Origin of the sequence: Microcystis sp. M44BS1 (assembly GCF_020244875.1) — a bacterium.
In the GTDB taxonomy this organism is placed as follows: Bacteria; Cyanobacteriota; Cyanobacteriia; order Cyanobacteriales; family Microcystaceae; genus Microcystis; species Microcystis panniformis.
Genome location: NZ_JADBVM010000277.1, coordinates 1 through 16,869, shown reverse-complemented (window position 1 = coordinate 16,869; position 16,869 = coordinate 1). Strand labels below are relative to the sequence as shown.

Annotated in this window: 13 protein-coding genes and 2 pseudogenes; 5 read left to right on the top strand and 10 right to left on the bottom strand. The window is 43.3% G+C overall.

Annotation, left to right across the window (positions count from 1 at the left end; all coding sequences use genetic code 11):
• Positions 1-194 precede the first annotated feature (194 nt).
• Both rpoD and IM515_RS21010 read right to left on the bottom strand, forming a co-directional pair.
• On the bottom strand, positions 195-1,445 hold the full coding sequence (gene rpoD / locus IM515_RS21015; RefSeq protein WP_002755984.1) for an RNA polymerase sigma factor RpoD: 1,251 nt from the start codon (positions 1,443-1,445) through the stop codon (positions 195-197).
• 743 nt (positions 1,446-2,188) lie between these two features.
• The gene (locus IM515_RS21010; RefSeq protein ID WP_185241411.1) at positions 2,189-3,790 is read right to left on the bottom strand and encodes a 2-isopropylmalate synthase; all 1,602 of its coding nucleotides are present in this window, start codon (positions 3,788-3,790) and stop codon (positions 2,189-2,191) included.
• Between the two features lie 176 nt (positions 3,791-3,966).
• Between IM515_RS21010 and IM515_RS21005 the strand changes: the two genes are divergently transcribed.
• Positions 3,967-4,302: a hypothetical protein gene (locus IM515_RS21005; RefSeq protein ID WP_002765305.1), complete on the top strand. Its 336-nt coding sequence runs from the start codon at positions 3,967-3,969 to the stop codon at positions 4,300-4,302.
• 108 nt (positions 4,303-4,410) lie between these two features.
• A complete protein-coding gene (locus IM515_RS21000) occupies positions 4,411-5,970 on the top strand; it encodes an FAD-dependent oxidoreductase (protein WP_287627921.1) in 1,560 nt (519 codons plus the stop codon).
• A gap of 15 nt (positions 5,971-5,985) precedes the next feature.
• Here IM515_RS21000 and IM515_RS20995 read toward each other — a convergent pair whose 3' ends face one another.
• Positions 5,986-7,494, bottom strand: a complete 1,509-nt coding sequence (locus IM515_RS20995) for a helicase C-terminal domain-containing protein (RefSeq protein WP_287627923.1) — start codon at positions 7,492-7,494, stop codon at positions 5,986-5,988.
• Positions 7,495-7,717: 223 nt separating this feature from the next.
• Positions 7,718-8,752 carry a PEP-CTERM sorting domain-containing protein gene (locus IM515_RS20990; protein ID WP_287627924.1) on the bottom strand — a complete coding sequence of 345 codons (1,035 nt, stop codon included), beginning with the start codon at positions 8,750-8,752 and terminating at the stop codon, positions 7,718-7,720.
• 1,308 nt (positions 8,753-10,060) lie between these two features.
• On the opposite strand from IM515_RS20990, the gene psb28 reads away from it, so the two are divergent.
• Positions 10,061-10,399 carry a photosystem II reaction center protein Psb28 gene (gene psb28 / locus IM515_RS20985; protein ID WP_002746239.1) on the top strand — a complete coding sequence of 113 codons (339 nt, stop codon included), beginning with the start codon at positions 10,061-10,063 and terminating at the stop codon, positions 10,397-10,399.
• An 87-nt stretch (positions 10,400-10,486) separates the two neighbouring features.
• Here psb28 and IM515_RS20980 read toward each other — a convergent pair whose 3' ends face one another.
• The 5 genes from IM515_RS20980 to IM515_RS20960 are packed head-to-tail and all read right to left on the bottom strand — an operon-like array spanning position 10,487 to position 15,216.
• Positions 10,487-11,005 carry an FKBP-type peptidyl-prolyl cis-trans isomerase gene (locus tag IM515_RS20980; RefSeq protein WP_287627926.1) on the bottom strand — a complete coding sequence of 173 codons (519 nt, stop codon included), beginning with the start codon at positions 11,003-11,005 and terminating at the stop codon, positions 10,487-10,489.
• Positions 11,006-11,011: 6 nt separating this feature from the next.
• Entirely contained in the window at positions 11,012-11,335 is a 324-nt protein-coding gene (locus IM515_RS20975; protein ID WP_002765298.1) for a phasin family protein, read from the bottom strand.
• 14 nt (positions 11,336-11,349) lie between these two features.
• Positions 11,350-13,173, bottom strand: a complete 1,824-nt coding sequence (locus IM515_RS20970) for a phosphodiester glycosidase family protein (protein ID WP_287627928.1) — start codon at positions 13,171-13,173, stop codon at positions 11,350-11,352.
• 10 nt (positions 13,174-13,183) lie between these two features.
• A complete protein-coding gene (locus tag IM515_RS20965) occupies positions 13,184-13,684 on the bottom strand; it encodes a type II toxin-antitoxin system VapC family toxin (protein ID WP_287627929.1) in 501 nt (166 codons plus the stop codon).
• Positions 13,669-15,216, bottom strand: a complete 1,548-nt coding sequence (locus tag IM515_RS20960; protein ID WP_287627930.1) for a bifunctional pantoate--beta-alanine ligase/(d)CMP kinase — start codon at positions 15,214-15,216, stop codon at positions 13,669-13,671. Before IM515_RS20960 ends, IM515_RS20965 begins: the two co-directional genes overlap by 16 nt.
• 656 nt (positions 15,217-15,872) lie before the next feature.
• On the opposite strand from IM515_RS20960, the pseudogene IM515_RS26195 reads away from it, so the two are divergent.
• A pseudogene (locus IM515_RS26195) lies at positions 15,873-16,013 on the top strand (DUF6883 domain-containing protein); the annotation flags it as partial.
• A gap of 3 nt (positions 16,014-16,016) precedes the next feature.
• Positions 16,017-16,268 (top strand): DUF4926 domain-containing protein, encoded by a 252-nt coding sequence (locus tag IM515_RS20955; protein ID WP_002765295.1) that lies wholly within the window; start codon positions 16,017-16,019, stop codon positions 16,266-16,268.
• Here IM515_RS20955 and IM515_RS26190 read toward each other — a convergent pair.
• A pseudogene (locus tag IM515_RS26190) lies at positions 16,183-16,399 on the bottom strand (hypothetical protein). The gene IM515_RS20955 and the pseudogene IM515_RS26190 sit on opposite strands and share 86 nt — an antisense overlap.
• Positions 16,400-16,869 lie beyond the last annotated feature (470 nt).

The following is a 16,869-nucleotide window of genomic DNA, read 5'->3' as shown; positions in this document are numbered from 1 at the left end:
GCCAAGCTTTTCTGGTCGGAACCCCCTAAGCCGAGTTTTCCAGGTGCTGCGCCGTCCACTTGGTTTTCGAGACTGGCCTTTTAATTCTAACGTAAAGCCAACCTAGAACGGCGGGGTTTCAGACCCAAAATTTCCGATGACTGCAAAACTGAGCCTCAAGGAGACTCAGTTTCTAGTTTTTTAAGAGCGGGAAGTTAACGAATGTACTCTTTGAGGATACTATTGCGGTTAGGGTGACGCAGTTTCCGCAGGGCCTTGGCTTCTATTTGACGAATGCGCTCGCGAGTGACGTTGAAAATCTGGCCGATTTCTTCGAGTGTTTTCATCCTGCCGTCATCTAAACCGTAGCGCAGACGCAGCACATCCCGTTCGCGAGGACTAAGGGTATCGAGGACGTTTTCTAAATCCTCGCGTAATAAATTTTTAGAAACTTCATCTTCTGGGGTTTCCCCATCCGCTTCGATAAAGTCTCCTAAACGGGAGTCTTCTTCTTTACCGATGGGAGTCTCTAGAGAAATCGGTAATTGGGCAGATTTGGCAATAAAACGCAGTTTTTCGATGGTCATCTCCATCTTAGTGGCGATTTCTTCCTCGGTGGGTTTGCGGCGCATTTCCTGAGAAAGAATCTTGGTGGTTTTTTTGATCCGGGAGATGGTTTCGTAGAGGTGGACGGGAAGACGAATGGTGCGGGATTGATCCGCGATCGCCCGGGTGATGGCTTGACGAATCCACCAAGTGGCATAGGTGGAGAATTTATAACCCTTTTCGTGGTCGAATTTTTCGGCGGCGCGGATCAAACCGAGGGAACCTTCTTGAATTAAATCTTGGAAGGAAAGACCGCGATTCATGTATTTCTTGGCGATCGAAACCACTAAACGCAGGTTCGATTGTACCATTTTTTCCTTAGCGCGACGACCATGGTACAAACGACGCTTAAAGGCCGATAAGTATTCCTTTGATTTGGCCAGCCATTCTTCCAGCAGGGGAGCCGTTAGCTCCGTCTTACCTAAATAAGCCTTAATATCCGATAGTTTCGGTTCTTTTTCCGATTTTTCAACGATAATTTTCTCGATGCGCTCGAACAAGAAAACCTGTTTTCCCCATTCAGCATCGCTATAGAGGCAAAAATCTTCGCGAATGCGTTCTAATTTCAGGAGATCGGCGATTTTTCTCGCTAATTCGATCTCCTCCTCCGCTCTCAATAACCGAATCCTGCCGATTTCTTGCAGATAAATCCGAATCGAATCTTCTGTATAGGGTTTTTTTCTAGCGGCGTCGCGACGACGAGCGCTGGCAAGGCGGCGGGTTTTTTTGCCATCGTTGCTATCGCTGGTTTCTTCTAGCTCTAACTCGATATCCTCATCATCGAAGTCTTCGTCTAGGTCAATCAAATCTAAATCCAATGGCGGCTCGGTAAGGGTTAGTACATCGTGGGCCTGCATCATGCCGTTTTCCTCTTGCTCCTTCTGTGCAAAACTAGAAGATCGAATCTCAATCTAGGTGATACTGAACAAATTTGTGTCTCAAATCCGAGACGGGGAAAGACTTTTCCGATTGTAGCTTTAATTACAACAAATGGGAGAAGATTTTTGCTTAAATTTCCTTGTGTCGATACGATTTTAGCGACACGGAATGCTGTTTTAGCTCGGTCAACTCATAATCTGGCTCCTGCAAAAATTGGATAAATGGCTGGAGGACTGAAATCCGATCGCCGGTTTGTCTGCGGTGTTGACCAGATAGCTAACAATCAAAGGAATTATTGGACGGGTCAACTGTTCCCATTGGCAAGGGGAAAATAATCCCTATTTGCCTTGGCCGATTCCTTATAGTCTTTAGCTATTGTATTTAATTTGATCGGATTCTTGCGGATAAATTTCATCCCTCATTGCTTTTACGCGAATCCAATTTTAATACAAGTGTATTAAAATTATTAGAGCGCAAGCTCATAATATTAACTTAGCAACATTTTAGAAATTTGCGAGACAAATTTAAGATTTTCTCCAACAGCGACGTGGGAATTATGAATTATCAATTATGAATTGGGGAAGTGGGGTGTGGGGAAGTGGGGTGTGGGGAAGTGGGGTGTGGGGTGTGGGGTGTGGGGAAGTGGGGAAGTGGGGAAGTGGGGTGTGGGGGAATTTCAACTAAAACCCTAAAACCCTAACACCCTAAAACCCCAACACCCTGTCTAGACTTGTAGCATTTCTGGGGTTTTTTCCTTCTGCTGCAGTGCGACGTGGAGACGGTTTAAGGCGCTGACGTAGGCACGAGCGGAGGCGACAATAATATCGGTATCGGCTGCGCGAGCAGAATAGGTGCGTCCTTCGTAACGGAGACGGATGGTCACTTCTCCTAAAGCATCGATTCCCTCGGTAACTTCTCGCACCGAGAAAGAGATTAATTCGTTAGGAATCTGCACCACTCGATCGATCGCTTTGCAGAGAGCATCCACTGGACCTGTACCAATGGCCGCATCGGATAACTCGCTACCGTCGGGAGTGCGAATCGTTACCGTGGCCGTGGGTCTGGCGTTATTGCCACAGGATACTTGTACTAATTCAAGGCGGAAGTGATCGGGAACCGTATCGATTTCATCGTTAACAATAGCTTCTAGATCGCGATCGGTGATTTCCTTTTTGCGATCAGCCATTTCTTTAAACTGGATAAAAGCGTTATTAAGTTCCGTTTCCGAAAGCTCAAAACCCAATTCCTGTAACCGAGAGCGAAAAGCGTTGCGGCCGGAGAGTTTACCGAGGACGATCTGATTATTAGTCAAACCGATCGATTCTGCATCCATAATCTCATAGGTGAGTTTATGTTTTAACACCCCGTCCTGATGGATTCCCGACTCGTGTGCGAAAGCGTTAGCACCGACGATCGCCTTATTCGGTTGCACGATCATGCCGGTAAGATTAGAAACTAGGCGAGAAGTGCGATAGATTTCCTTGGTGTTGATCTTGGTTAAAGGTTCCGTGGACTCTGGGGGACGACCGAGGAAAGGATTAAAATAGGAGCGCCGCACATGAAGGGCCATCACCAATTCTTCTAGGGAAGCATTACCAGCACGCTCACCGATACCGTTAATAGTACATTCCAACTGTCGAGCGCCATTTTTAACTGCTTCGAGGAAATTAGCCACCGCTAACCCTAAATCATCGTGACCATGGACGGAGATAATCGCTTGGTCGATATTGGGGACATTTTCCTTAATACCACGGATTAAAGCCCCAAATTCGCTGGGGGTGGTATAACCGACGGTATCGGGAATATTAACGGTGGTGGCTCCTGCTGCGATCGCTCTTTCGAGGACTTGATAGAGAAATTCCGGGTCGCTGCGGCCGGCATCTTCGGGGGAAAATTCCACATCATTAAGGAAGGATTTAGCATAGGCCACCATTTCCGGCACAATGTCAAGAACTTCCTGACGAGTCTTCTTAAGTTTGTATTGGAGGTGGATATCAGATGTGGCTAGGAAGGTGTGAATTCTGGGCTTGGCGGCGGGTCTGAGCGCATCGGCGGCAGATTTGATATCTTTTTGGGTAGTGCGGGCTAATCCGCAAATAATTGGGCTATCAGCTTCGCTGCCGACGCTGGCGGCAATTTTCTGTACAGCTTCAAAGTCCCCCGGACTAGCGTGGGGAAAACCTGCTTCAATGACATCAACTCCCAGTCGTGCCAGTGCGCGTGCTATGGTTAGCTTCTCATCCACATTTAAAGCGGCACCCGGGGACTGTTCCCCATCTCGAAGGGTGGTATCGAAGATAATCACACGGTCTGGACTGGTATTCATAGTTTTTTTGTACCGTTAACGAACTTGGGAGTTGTTCCTCTGATTATAGCAGCCGAGGCCGAGGGGGTTGTTAAGGAAAATTGCCCTGAGAATTTCTCGACCTGCTCGCGCTTTTCCGGCTTGCCCTCTTTTTGGCTACCATAGAGGATATAGATAAATTGGCGAGGTAGTTAACAATGTTTGGCAAACCAGCGAAGGAACCGAACCCACCGGAGGTAAAAGACCTACAGGAAGTGATGTTTTCAATTAAGCAAAATCTCGAACCAGATCAGGATAAAGCTGATATTAATCTTGTTGATCCTCCCACTCCAGAGGTAGTTACTGTAGTTGAAAATATTAGTAAAATTCTCTCTCCCTATTTTATCGTTTTGGTGGGTTTATTTCTCTATGATCGGAATAGTTTTATCGGTTTTTTGTTAGTCTTTACGGGAGTTTTAGCAATTTTTGGTGTTTCTCTCAAGGATATTACTAAAATCTTTGAAGAAGGGAAAAAGTTTTTCCAATCTAAATAGTTTTCTCCTCTGGACATGGTGATAACTGATAACTGATAACTGATAACTGATAACTGATAACTGATAACTGATAACTGATAACTGATAACTGATAACTGATATAAGATTATGTCTTTAGTTGCATCTTTACTCGATCGAGTATCTCCTCAGAGTTTACAACAATTGCGAGCCAGCGATCAAACTTGGCAAGCTTTGCGTTTAGAAAATCCGCTTATTCCTACGGTAATTAATCAAAGTCAAGAATCTTTAGGAGAGACGGATTTTGATCTAGTTATTGCGGGGGGAACCCTAGGAATTTTTATCGGGGCTGCTTTGCAAACTAGGGGCTGGCGTGTGGCATTATTAGAAAGAGGTATTCTGCGCGGTCGTGAGCAGGAGTGGAATATTTCCCGTTTAGAACTAAGCAGTTTTTTAGAGTTAGATTTATTGACCGAAGCTGAATTAAATCAAGCAATAGCGACGGAATATAATCCTGCTAGGGTGGGATTTTATCGAGGTTATGAGCTTTGGGTTAGAGATATTTTAAATATCGGTGTTGATCCGGTTTATTTGCTAGAGACTTTAAAAAATAAGTTTTTGCAAGCGGGAGGAAAGTTACTAGAAAATTCCGGGTTTAGCGGGGCAATTATTCATCCCGATGGGGTAATGGTTAAAACGGGAGAAGTAACTTTAAAAACCCGTTTATTAATCGATGTCATGGGTCATTTTTCGCCAATTGCAAAACAGGCAAGAAAAGGAGAAAAACCCGATGGAGTTTGTTTAGTGGTGGGTAGTTGCGGTCAGGGTTTTCCCAGTAATGAAACTGGTGATTTGATTTATTCTTTTACCCCAATCTTGCACCAATGTCAATACTTTTGGGAAGGATTTCCCGCTAGGGACGGTCGGACAACTTATTTATTTACCTATCTTGATACCCATCCCGATCGCTTTAGTTTAGAATTTTTGATGGAGGAGTATTTAAGATTACTGCCGGAGTATCAAAAGGTAGATTTAGAAGCGGTAAAATTTCAGCGTTTTCTAGCGGGTTTTTTCCCTGCCTATCGTCAAAGTCCTTTAAAAATGCCTTGGTCAAGAATTCTGGCAGTGGGAGATAGTAGCGGTAGTCAATCTCCGGTAAGTTTTGGCGGTTTTGGGGCAATGGTTAGGCATTTAAAAAGGCTAACTTTCGCCATCGAGGAAGCTTTACAAATTGATGCTTTAAGTCGAGAATATTTAGCTCTTTTACAACCCTATCAACCGAATATATCGGTAACGTGGCTATTTCAAAAAACCATGAGTGTCCCGATGTCTGCTAACCCTAATCCCAATCAAATTAATGACTTAATGAGTGGAGTTTTTCGGGTAATGGACAAGTTGGGAGATGAGGTATTAAAACCGTTTTTACAGGATGTGGTGCAGTTTTCTTCCCTCTCAAAAACTTTGCCTTTAGTTAATCCTCAATTGGTTTTACCGATGATTCCGCAAGTAGGTATCAGTCCTTTTATCGATTGGACGGGACATTATCTTAATTTAGCTTTGTATAGTGGTTTATATCCCTTAGCAGCCAGCTTAAAACCTGTTTTAGAAAAGTTACCCGACAAGCAAAAATATCTTTATCATCGTTATCTAGATAGTTGGAAATATGGCTCTGGGGGAGATTTTATCAGTAAACTGATAACTGATAACTGATAACTGATAACTGATTTAATCTTTATCTTGAAAAAATTGTTGATCGAGATAATTAACTTTAGCATAGGGTTCTAAAGCGGAGAGAATTTGTCGGCCATAACTGCGAGCATTGACACGATTATCAAGAACAGCCACACAACCTTGACACTCCCGGAGAGACTGAACAGATTGCTGAATTTCCCTCACTGCTGTGGGTAAAAGATAGGCACGAAACCAGTCGAGGTGTTGTCGTTTATAGTAGGCAATTTTGCCAGCAACGAGAGGATTTTCGGGGGAAGGTAAGGGTAAAGTAGCGATAATTAATAAACTGGGAGTGAGAAATTTTTCTTGATGAGTTTGCCAGAATTGCCAACCACAAACGAGAATAGTATTACTATTAATTTCAGTTTTTTCCACTTGCACTCGCGAACCGTAATCGGCTGCGATTTGGGTGGCAATTTGTGCCTTGAGGGGAACATCTTCAATCAGGATCACGATCGGTTGTTCACTGGTATGATTAGCACTAACTAATTCCCGCACTTGCTTTAATAACATCGGTTGAAATTCGGGGGTGTTGGGGGCGCTGATGCGATCGGGTAGATATAAATGAATATATTCACTTTCGCGATCGGCTGCAAACTTTAGAGTTAAAATATCTCCGATACCCTGATTTTGACGGTATAAATTAGCGGATTTTTCGCTATCTAAAAAACTGCCGATTAAAACAAAGGGTTGCTGCTGCCAAATCGGTTTGAAAAAACTAGCCACCTCCAAAGGGCTGATTTTTAGGGTAAATTCTTCTCGATCTCGATCTACTGATGTCCAGAGGAGATAATTAAGCTCGGGGATTTTTGCCGCTAAAAGTTGCCAAGCAGAATCAGTGGTTAAGTCTTGATGCAAGCGTTGCAGGAGCGCAATTATATATTCTTTTTCCTTGGCATCGATAAGATAGCAATTATAGGGATTAATTGGATGACCAAGAATACTTTGGCTAAGTTGTGCTTTAATTAAGTCTATAAACTCTCTATGCTGGGGATATGCTGACTCTAAAGCAGACCATTGTTCGGGAGTAATGGTGACGGTGAGATAATCTACTAGACAAGTTTCTAAATCTTCGGCTCGATCGATTATGGTGGGGATATTCTGGGGAAAATGGCCGAGATTGCCCAATTTATCCTCTAACCATTGTTGGGGTGTGGTGAGGAGTAAACCGGTAAAATTAGCCGGAAAGCGATCGCTTTTGAGGATGTCTCGCTGAGTTTGTAACCATGCTTGCAGACGGGGGATTTCCACTTCTAACAGTAGATTTAGTTCCGACTCTGGGGCAACAATCAGAACAGGTGTATCACCCAAAAGGGCTGGGGTGAGATAACTGAGACAATAACGGGTGAGAGTAGTTCCAGTTTGTATGAGAGAGGAACGTTTTAGGCGTAAAGCTCTAGCCACCAGTCGCCCCATAGTGAGATGATGAGACCAATAAAAGCGCCCTTGTTCCCGTAAAAAAGCGCGTAGGGAAGAATGAACCGCTGCTTCTAATAAAACCATCTCATCTCAGTTATTGGTTATCAGTGATCGATCATAGCCTTGATTTTGCCACTGATTGCACTCCGAGAGTCCTGAAGGGGTGATTTATACCATTTTTCAAAAGTAATAGCAGAGATGGTTAATTGCCCTCACCCCCAACCCCTCTCCCTTTCTGGGAGAGGGGAGTAGGAGGCAAGAGGCACTCTTGCCTCATCTCCACAAGCAATTTAAATTCGCGGGCAGCTTAGGATTTTTTACCAAGGCGAGATAGTAAGATACCGATGCCACCGATACCGAAAATACCTAGTGTCATCGATGGTTCGGGGACAGGACTAGGACTGGTCCCAAATTTACTGGTGATAAACATTCCGAAAACGTTATCATCTTCACTGGAGTTCACTGTTTTGAATTCAACGAAAGTATTTCCAGGTAAGATAAAGGGAGTGGTGCTAGCAGCACTGCACGAAGGGGAACTACTACTATTGCCGAGAGCGAGGTTATAGTATTCATCATCGATTCGCGGTCCCTGCGAAGGAGAAGCGCAGGGATCGGGGTTATCAGGACTGTCACCTATCCCCCCAACAGTTATTAACGCTCCGTTGGCTCCTTGGCCATCATCCTGTCCTCCTGCGCTACTGGTTAATCGTCGATAAATATTGGTCGAATTAGTGGTTACGTCAATCTCAGTGGCTTGCCCACTCGGTTGACGGCTATAACTAGAGGCGAGGGAAACCAGAAAAGCTCCCCCAGCGTAAGGAGCGGGAAAATCGAACTTAACCGTGTCTCCCTTGGGATTCAGTTCCCCGTCCAAAATAACCGAGGTAAGACCTTGGGTAGAAGGATTGCTATAAGCAACGACGAGAACTTCACCATCGTTATCGCCATCCTCAACGATACTAAAGTCTTGTAATCCTCCCGTAAAAGAAGAAGCGATGATACTGGTGACATCCCAACGGGCGGTGGTGGCTAGGTTGTTATCAGCAGGAGTTAGAATAGTTGCTGAACTCACGGGAAGTGTCGTCCCATGAAAAATTACTCCGTAAACTTGACTCATATTCCAGATGGAGGCGGCATAGAGATAAGCCCTCTGAATAGTAGAACCTGTGGGTATATTGGCTTGAATAGATCCACTATTAGATGTACTTCCAAAGCCGTCAATAGAAAGGGCGGCGTTGGGAATGACATTTCGTACTATCATACCAGCGGAAGCAGGGGCAATGTTTAGGCAAAGTCCAACAGTAATCCCCAGGGGGAGCAATGAATAAGTCAGTTTTTTCATGATGAGCAACTGGCAACAACTTTCAGATTATAGCGTTTATCATGAGGATGCAGTATGGCGGTATTTGTCATCATCTCTGGACGATCAGATAATATTCCGACGTTCCGCCGTTGCGTCGTTCTCTAAAACCAGAAACTTCGTATCTCACCGTTAAGATAACTACTAATAGACTGCATATCTATTGATAATTTGCCCAAGTCAAATTTTTCAAAAGTAATGGCAGAGATGGTTAATTATGCTCACACCCCAAAATTTCTCCCAGAACGCCGTTTTTGGGCGTTTTTGAAATAGGGTGAGCGTTTCCAGCTTAGGTTCTTGTTTACTTACGATAGACATAGTGTGCTAACAGACTTAAAAACCATTGGATGTAAAAGATTACTTTTGCAATTAGCTTTGACAAATCTCAACACAGTCTAGATCAGAAGCGGGAAGCAATGGCAACAATGTAATTTACCCTAAATACGATCGTACAGCCTTCATATAAAGACTTGTGTGATTTGACGCAGTAAAAGAAGTATTTAAGGACACAAGTAAGCTAAAACACGCGTAATTAGGGTCTGCTGAAAAAGTTTTTCGTGGGGACAGGGTGTGGGGTGTGGGGTGTAGGGTTTTACCCATTTTCATCTGGTAAGTATCTAAGCACAATTAATTACACATCTAAGCCACTACTCCGTCAGACTTCTGCTGATGTGAGCAAACAGAGAACTGAAAACTCAAATCCGATCCCTAATAGCTGTATCCCGTCTCGGAGTCTCGGAGTCTCGGAGTCTCGGAGTCTCGGAGTCTCAACTAGGAAATTAATTTTGCACGACTACTTATATCAGGAGAGGCACTCATGCAAGAGGCAAAACGGAGAATAAATAATCAGTTTTTAATAACCGGATTTAGTATAAGAAGGGACAGAACCCCGACAGGGGATGTACTATAGAGGGCATGGAAATTAACGACCGACTACAACCCCGGAACTATGCCATCAAATTAGTTACCCCAGAAAACCAACTTGAGCCACATTGCACACTTTTGTCTTTTTGTCAAATTTCATGTTAAGAAAGATGTGACACCGAATCCGTTTTTAATAGTGTGATTAACTCCCAAGTTAGGGATTTTTTTTCCCTGCTCCCTGCTCCTCAGTCTCCTATCCCTTTTAAATAGGATTTAGTATGACTAATGGATAGGCCTGCTACGAATAAGGAAAAATGGTATTGGTGTTGATATTTTGAGCTTATGCTGTCCCATCTGCTTTTTACTTGCGACTTGGTGTGAGATGATGTAGAAAGGCGTGTTCTATGAGAAGGATAAAGAAAAGTAATGGCAGAAATTCAGTTTTCCAGGGGGTTAAAAGAACCAGTTGTTCCCGATATCCGCTTAAGTCGCACTAAAACGGGAGAAAAGGGATCGGCAAAATTTTATTTTGATCAACCGACTATCCTCGGAGATCAACAAACCGAGGAAATCACGGGGATGTATCTCATTGATGAGGAGGGGGAAATCGTCACCAGGGAAGTAAAAGGCAAATTTATCAACGGTAAACCCATGGCGATCGAAGCTACGGTTATTTTTAATTCTCCCGCAGAGTGGGATCGTTTTATGCGTTTTATGGAGCGTTACGGCAGCGAAAACGGTCTAGAATTTACTAAATCCTCCTGATTTTGCCCTTAGCTTCTGGCAATCTGCCAAAAAACCCGCATTCGGGATCGATGCGGGTAGAGGTGAAAAATCAGAGGAAAAACCTATTTATTTAACTCCCAACAATTCCACATCGAAAAGTAAAGTCGCGTTGGGAGGAATCACCCCACCAGCACCCCGCGCACCATAACCCAATTCTGGGGGGATAATTAAGGTACGCTGCCCACCGACTTTCATCGATGCGACTCCCTCATCCCATCCTTTGATCACTTGACCAACTCCAATGGTAAAGGTAAAAGGTTGATTGCGATCCTTAGAACTATCGAATTTTTTGCCGTCTGTGAGGGTCCCCGTGTAGTGAACAGTCACTTTTTGACCTTTTTGGGGAGTTTCTCCAGTTCCTTCCACGATATCGATGTATTTTAGTCCCGAATCGGTGGTGACTGCTTGATCTAAATCCATGGAGATGATTTCCTTATTAATAGTTTGAGTGATAGGGGGTGGAGCGATTTCTGCGGCGATCGCATTGGTTTTTTCCCCTCCACCAAAGAGGGAAGCAGCGATTAAAAATAAGCCACAAACCGCAATAATAGCAAAACTGAGCAAGATTTCGCGCATTGATTTCATAGTTCCCTAACGCCAGAGTTTATTCTCTAAGTCTCTCACCTGTCGTTCTAATCTATCAATCCTTCCCCGCAGTTCGTCCATTTCCGATTGTCGGGGAACCCCTAAATCCTGCAAAATATGGCGAATATAGCGTTCTAAGTTATTCTCGAAGTTTCCCTGTTCAGACTTCATCTGTGTCATCAGATCATCGACAAAGTTTTTAGCCTGATCAGAATTGATTTTACCGTCTTTGACTAATTCATCGCTCACTTCTTTGATCTTTTCTGCCACCATGGAAGTAGTGCCAATACCCATCAGCAGCAATTGTTTAATCCAGTCGCTATTATCCATTGTTTTCACCCCCTTCAAGGAGACGGTGATAAAAATATTCCTATTCCATTATGGACTTTTGCGGCGGTAACGGCAGAGCGATCGAGCAGATAACCCGCCAAGGCTATTCCAGTGGAACTACCCCCATCTAGGTTTAAACCGTCTTTTGCCGCCATTAACAGCAAAATTCGGGCTAATTCGCCTAAAGTTGCCCCCCTTCCCCCGACGCGATTATGGATAGCAACTAGCAAAATTTTTCCTTCTTGGCTAACTGCGATCGCACTGCGGGAAGCTTGTTGATTTTGGAATGCCGGACTAAATTTTTCGGCATTTCCATCTAAAACTATACGTCCATTCTGCAATAATAGGGGGCCAGCACCTAAAATCTGGGGATAATTAGCAAAATCTCTCGGTAGGGTGACGCTATCGAGGTTGACTGTCTCACCAATCTTTAAATTAATATCTGTCTTTCGGCAGATGACTAAATAGCCATTTTCTGGTATGTCTATACTATCCTGTGGCAAAAGATTATTTAATTTCTCCGTTATGCGATCGCCTTGCACGACTAACCCGGTTTCGCGCTCGGTGAGGGGATGATAATTACTTCCCCAATCGCGAGTATAACGACTGCAGCCGGCTGCTACAAAGGCACTATTTAACTGGGTTAGGGGAAAACGTTGTCCGGTGGCAGTAATCAGGGTTTCCTCTAAACTCAGGCGATCGATCCTGATTTTACCACGATTATCCCATGCGATCGCCCCTCGGTTTAAAATTGGTCCGGATAACCATTTGCCATCCACACGAATTGCCCCCAAAGGTAACTGATTATTACGATTAAAAAAGCCACCATTAATCATCGCTACCGCATTACTTTCGCTATTAATCGTGATCAGGGGATTAGTGCCGCGCATTGAGGTGGAATTAGCGGTGATTGGTTTAATAGTTATCTGAGGATTTCTAGGATCGATTTCTAACCAAGTCACGGGAAACCAATCTTTGTCTAACTGGATATATTTTTGATTCCAGATTAATCCTGGTTGCCAAACAATGCGCTTTTCATCCATAGCATCGGGACGAGAATCAATGATAATTCGGGGAGGATTATCCACACTGCTGATCTGTAATCCGTAGGCAGTGGGAAGGTTAATTTTTAAACGACTGATCACCCCATTATTTTCTAAGGAAGTGATCTGAGTGGCTAAGTTATTATTAGAGTTGCCTAGATCATCTTCATCGTTATTTTGATTACTGTTACTGATAGTTTTGGGTTGAAACCTAGAGATAAGCGATTGCTGGGCATTTCCTTCTAGGGTAATCACTGCTTGATTTTTTGCCTGACTAACTTGCCAAAAGGTCGGGCGATCGAGTTGAATAATAATCCTTTGTACTGCTCCATAATTTTCTAGCTGAATATCTTCAATCTGAGGAGCAGGAAAGTTAATATTTAAACTATCGCCATTAATAGTGGTTGTTGCCCCCATTTTTAGTAAAATATCCGTAACGTCTAACCAGCGATCAGAATTGATTAAATTAGCCGATAAAGTTTGTAAATTAAACCAGTTGATCGGTTGCTTTTTGGGATCATTTGTGCTAAGAAAATCCATGCCGAATAATTGTCTTGCTCCCGTGTCACCCATGGCAATTCTGGTACTATTTGCTGCTGTCCACTGTCGCCAAGAAACGGGCAAAGAACGACCATTAAGAATAATTTTTTTTCCCTGTTGCTGGTTTGATAAATCCCTAGAAGCTAAAGTTATTGGTGATCTGTGATCGGCTAAAGATATAGCTGGACTGCCGATAATTATCAAGGAAGTTACCGTTAAACAGATAGATGATAAATTCAGATAATTTAACTTCATAAATATCTCCCTAAATCACCTTGTTTAAGGGGAAATTTGAGGATTTATATTCTTGGCAAGAGAGGCTAGAAGGGACTATATTTTTTTGATCGATAACCTCTAATAATTCTTCAGGTGTTACTACCATCGGTTTAGAGTTATATAGATAACTAGAGGCTTTTTTAAGTTTTTGATCATAGGTAACTAAATAATCACAATTAGCGGCACTACTTAAAATTAAAACATCATTCGAGTGTACCAAAATATTGCGAATATCTCTAGCATTTTGCCAATATTGATCAAGTTTTACTAAATCAAAATCCAAGATAGTCACCTTTTCTTGAATCCGATCGACTATTTCAGGATGATTACGAACTTCTGCCAAAAATAATAACTCTTGTAAAACGATCGCATTAATAGCAAGACAAACGCGATCGAGTATTTCTCGATCAAATAAATGCACACTGGCAAGATCTCCTCGTAGATAAGAAATCAAAACATCAGTATCTAAAAAAACTAGAGGCTTCTCCATTGATTTTCTTCTCCTTGATGATAAAGAGCAATGATTTTTTCCGTGACTTCTGTAATACTGAGATGATCGGTATTAACTTCGATCGCATCTGTGGCTTTTCGCAGGGGTGCTAGGGAGCGATTACTATCCAAATAATCCCTTTTTTCAATCTCTTGGATTAATTCTGCGAGACTAATACCCCCATTTCCCTGCGCTTCTAAGTCTTTTAATCTCCTTCTCGCTCTTTCTTCGGGTGTCGCTGTCAAAAAAATCTTTAATTCCGCTTCTGGGAAAACATTAGTACCAATATCTCGACCTTCCACAACTATTCCCCCCGACATTCCCAGTTGTCTTTGCAGGGTGACTAACTGCTGTCGCACCGCTTTTTGAGCGGCAATTCGGGATACTTGCGCGGTAATTGCGGGAGAGCGAATCTCTAAAGTCACATCCTGCCCATTAATCTTCACTATAGTCACATTTTCGGGACTATCGGCCGGAATTATTTCTATCTTTGCTAAAGATAATAACTCGGCGATGGCCGCTTCTGCGGACAAATCCAGACCAGAATTCACCACTAACCATGTCACCGCGCGATACATCGCACCGGTATCGAGATAGGTTAACCCCAATTTTTCCGCTACTAAGCGCGTGACTGTGGATTTTCCCGCTCCAGCAGGCCCATCAATAGCGATAACTGGCCGACGTTGACACAAGATTATATTATCAATTAAACGGGTTTGACCGATCAATCCAGCGATCGCTAATAAGCCCCTTGTTTCGATCTGCTCGATCGGTTGTAAACTCTGGGGATGGACTAAATCCAGATACTGACAGCGAAATTCTGGTACTTTGTCGAGATTTTTTTGGACAATAGCCAGCAGTTTTTCCCTTTGTCTTTCCCCTAAACGAAAACTTTCGAGAGCTAATTGCAAACTTTGGGGGATAATTGTCGCTTTTTCCCTTTCTATGGCTGATAGATACTGATTGCGAGAACTAACGGCTAATCCCGATGTTTCTCGCACTGTAGCACAAGCGCGAATCTCGATCGCTAAATTTAAATCCCTGACTAATTGCCGGATAATCGCTAACTGTTGGGCATCCTTTTCGCCAAAATAGGCGATCGTCGGTGCAATAATATTAAACAACCGCGTGACAATTGTGGCTACTCCCTGAAAATGCCCCGGACGAAAAGCACTACATAACCCGCTAGTCAGAGAAATCGGGGGAAAAACTGCGGTTATGCTGTCAGAATCACCAATTCCTAAAGTTTCCACGCTAGGAGCAAAAATAGCAGCAACTCCCAAGGATTCACACAACTGGCGATCGCTGTCAAGGCTGCGGGGATAGCAAGAAAAATCCTCTGTGGGGGCAAATTGTAGAGGATTAACAAAAATACTAACCACAGTTACCTCCGCTTCCGTCACTGCGCGTCGAATTAGACTAGCATGACCTTTATGGAGAGCGCCCATGGTTGGTACAAGGGCAATACTGTGATCATGGCGATAATCAGCCAAAAAAGTGCGTAAACCGGGGATTGTTGTGAATATTTGCACAGGGTTCACTCCTTTAATAGCCTATTCCACTACTATTCGCCAGGGGATGCTGCCCGATGATCGATTCGGCTGCTTCCGGGGAATCGGCTTTAAATAATAACATCCCATCGCCTCTTTCTGTCCAATAACTCGTTTTTGTCTCCTGTCGGCTCTCTTGGGTTTGGTGGGTAAAATGTATTTTATAAGATATATTCCCGCCAGCGAGCGACTGGAACGAACCACAAAGACACAAAGGACACAAAGATTGATCGGTTCTATATAAGTTAAACTGGTCGCAACGCGCTCGCTACGCGAGATCACACAAAGAATAAGAGAGGCTCCTGTGCTGTCTCGGTTAACCCCTGCATATATGCTTGTTTGACAAATCGGGGCATAATTTTTTTTCAGGACATTGACTGGTGAGCAACCCGAAAATTCTATAGATTAATGGCAAAAAAGACTTGACAAAATCCCTCGATTTGACTTATACTTTTTAGTATAATGGGAATCCGTGCCAAAATATATATAAGCCTTTTTTAGTGGGTAGAATTAAATATAAGATGAACGTAGGTTGGGTTGAAGCATGAAACCCAACGCCTATTTTTAAATAGTTTCTGCAATTACAAACCCAAAAAAAACTTGAAACAATATCAATTAATACACTTGATCAGTTAATCGAATACGGAAACTTCTATAGAGTCGAGGGGGAATTAATCAGCAGTAATCAAGTTCCCCTATCCGTTGTCACGATTTGGCTAAAACGAAACCTAGATCATCAATTTCAATTTATCACCCTCAAACCCCGAAAGGAAAAATAAACCATGGCGCAACTATACGAAGAAGTAACCCTAGCCCGCGACGTTCCCGAATACAATCTTAAGCAGGGTGATTCGGCGATTCTTGTCGATATAGTTGCCCATCCGAAGGAGGGTGAGGAAGGATATGTTTTAGAACTATTCAACGAAGTCGAGGAATCAGTTAACGTCGTCATTGTCCCGAAATCGGCGATTCAAGAAGAGGAAAAAGAAGGTTCCTCGTTACTTGGTATGGTTCGATATGGGGGCATAAATTGACTAAATCCTTATCTGGCAAGAGACTTAATTGATTAGTTCGTTCTAAAGCGAAAACAATTGACAAAAATCGCAGCAATGTCTGTCTCTATCGGGGTTTCATTCCTTATAACCCCCTCCGTTGCGTGGCACAAATAGATTAATGGCAAAAAAGACTTGACAAAATCCCTCGATTTGACCTGTACTTTCTAGTATAATGGGAATCTGTGCCGAAATATATATAAGCCTTTTTAGTTCCGATAATTAAGTGGTTCTGATTAAATAGAAGATAGATTTTGTCTTTGATCCCCTTGCCCCCTAGGGTTGATTCATAGTAGGGTTGATTCATGAATCAGCCCTACCTTGAGGGGGTTTGGTCCCCCCTGCCTCCCTTGATAAGGGGGGATCCCCCCTTAATCCCCCCTTGATAAGGGGGGTTTGATCCCCCCTGCCCCCCTTGATAAGGGGGGTGTTTGACAGTTAGCACCTACCTACTTAATAAACCATCACCGGGTAAATAGCCAGAGATAAAAATTATGAAGGAAAGCACCGTCCCCACCATTAATCTCGCCCCTAAACTCAGACGCGATTTATCTTTATGGAATCCCTTTGATTATCTTTTGCT

Bases quoted from the DNA above. Each gene is read 5' to 3' on its own strand.
- IM515_RS21005 (WP_002765305.1), top strand. From the start codon at position 3,967: ATGTTTGGCAAACCAGCGAAGGAACCGAACCCACCGGAGGTAAAAGAC.
- IM515_RS20965 (WP_287627929.1), bottom strand. From the start codon at position 13,684: ATGGAGAAGCCTCTAGTTTTTTTAGATACTGATGTTTTGATTTCTTAT.
- IM515_RS20980 (WP_287627926.1), bottom strand. From the start codon at position 11,005: ATGAAATCAATGCGCGAAATCTTGCTCAGTTTTGCTATTATTGCGGTT.
- IM515_RS21010 (WP_185241411.1), bottom strand. From the start codon at position 3,790: ATGAATACCAGTCCAGACCGTGTGATTATCTTCGATACCACCCTTCGA.
- IM515_RS21000 (WP_287627921.1), top strand. From the start codon at position 4,411: ATGTCTTTAGTTGCATCTTTACTCGATCGAGTATCTCCTCAGAGTTTA.
- IM515_RS20975 (WP_002765298.1), bottom strand. From the start codon at position 11,335: ATGGATAATAGCGACTGGATTAAACAATTGCTGCTGATGGGTATTGGC.
- IM515_RS20995 (WP_287627923.1), bottom strand. From the start codon at position 7,494: ATGGTTTTATTAGAAGCAGCGGTTCATTCTTCCCTACGCGCTTTTTTA.
- IM515_RS20970 (WP_287627928.1), bottom strand. From the start codon at position 13,173: ATGAAGTTAAATTATCTGAATTTATCATCTATCTGTTTAACGGTAACT.
- IM515_RS20955 (WP_002765295.1), top strand. From the start codon at position 16,017: ATGGCGCAACTATACGAAGAAGTAACCCTAGCCCGCGACGTTCCCGAA.
- rpoD (WP_002755984.1), bottom strand. From the start codon at position 1,445: ATGATGCAGGCCCACGATGTACTAACCCTTACCGAGCCGCCATTGGAT.
- IM515_RS20990 (WP_287627924.1), bottom strand. From the start codon at position 8,752: ATGAAAAAACTGACTTATTCATTGCTCCCCCTGGGGATTACTGTTGGA.
- psb28 (WP_002746239.1), top strand. From the start codon at position 10,061: ATGGCAGAAATTCAGTTTTCCAGGGGGTTAAAAGAACCAGTTGTTCCC.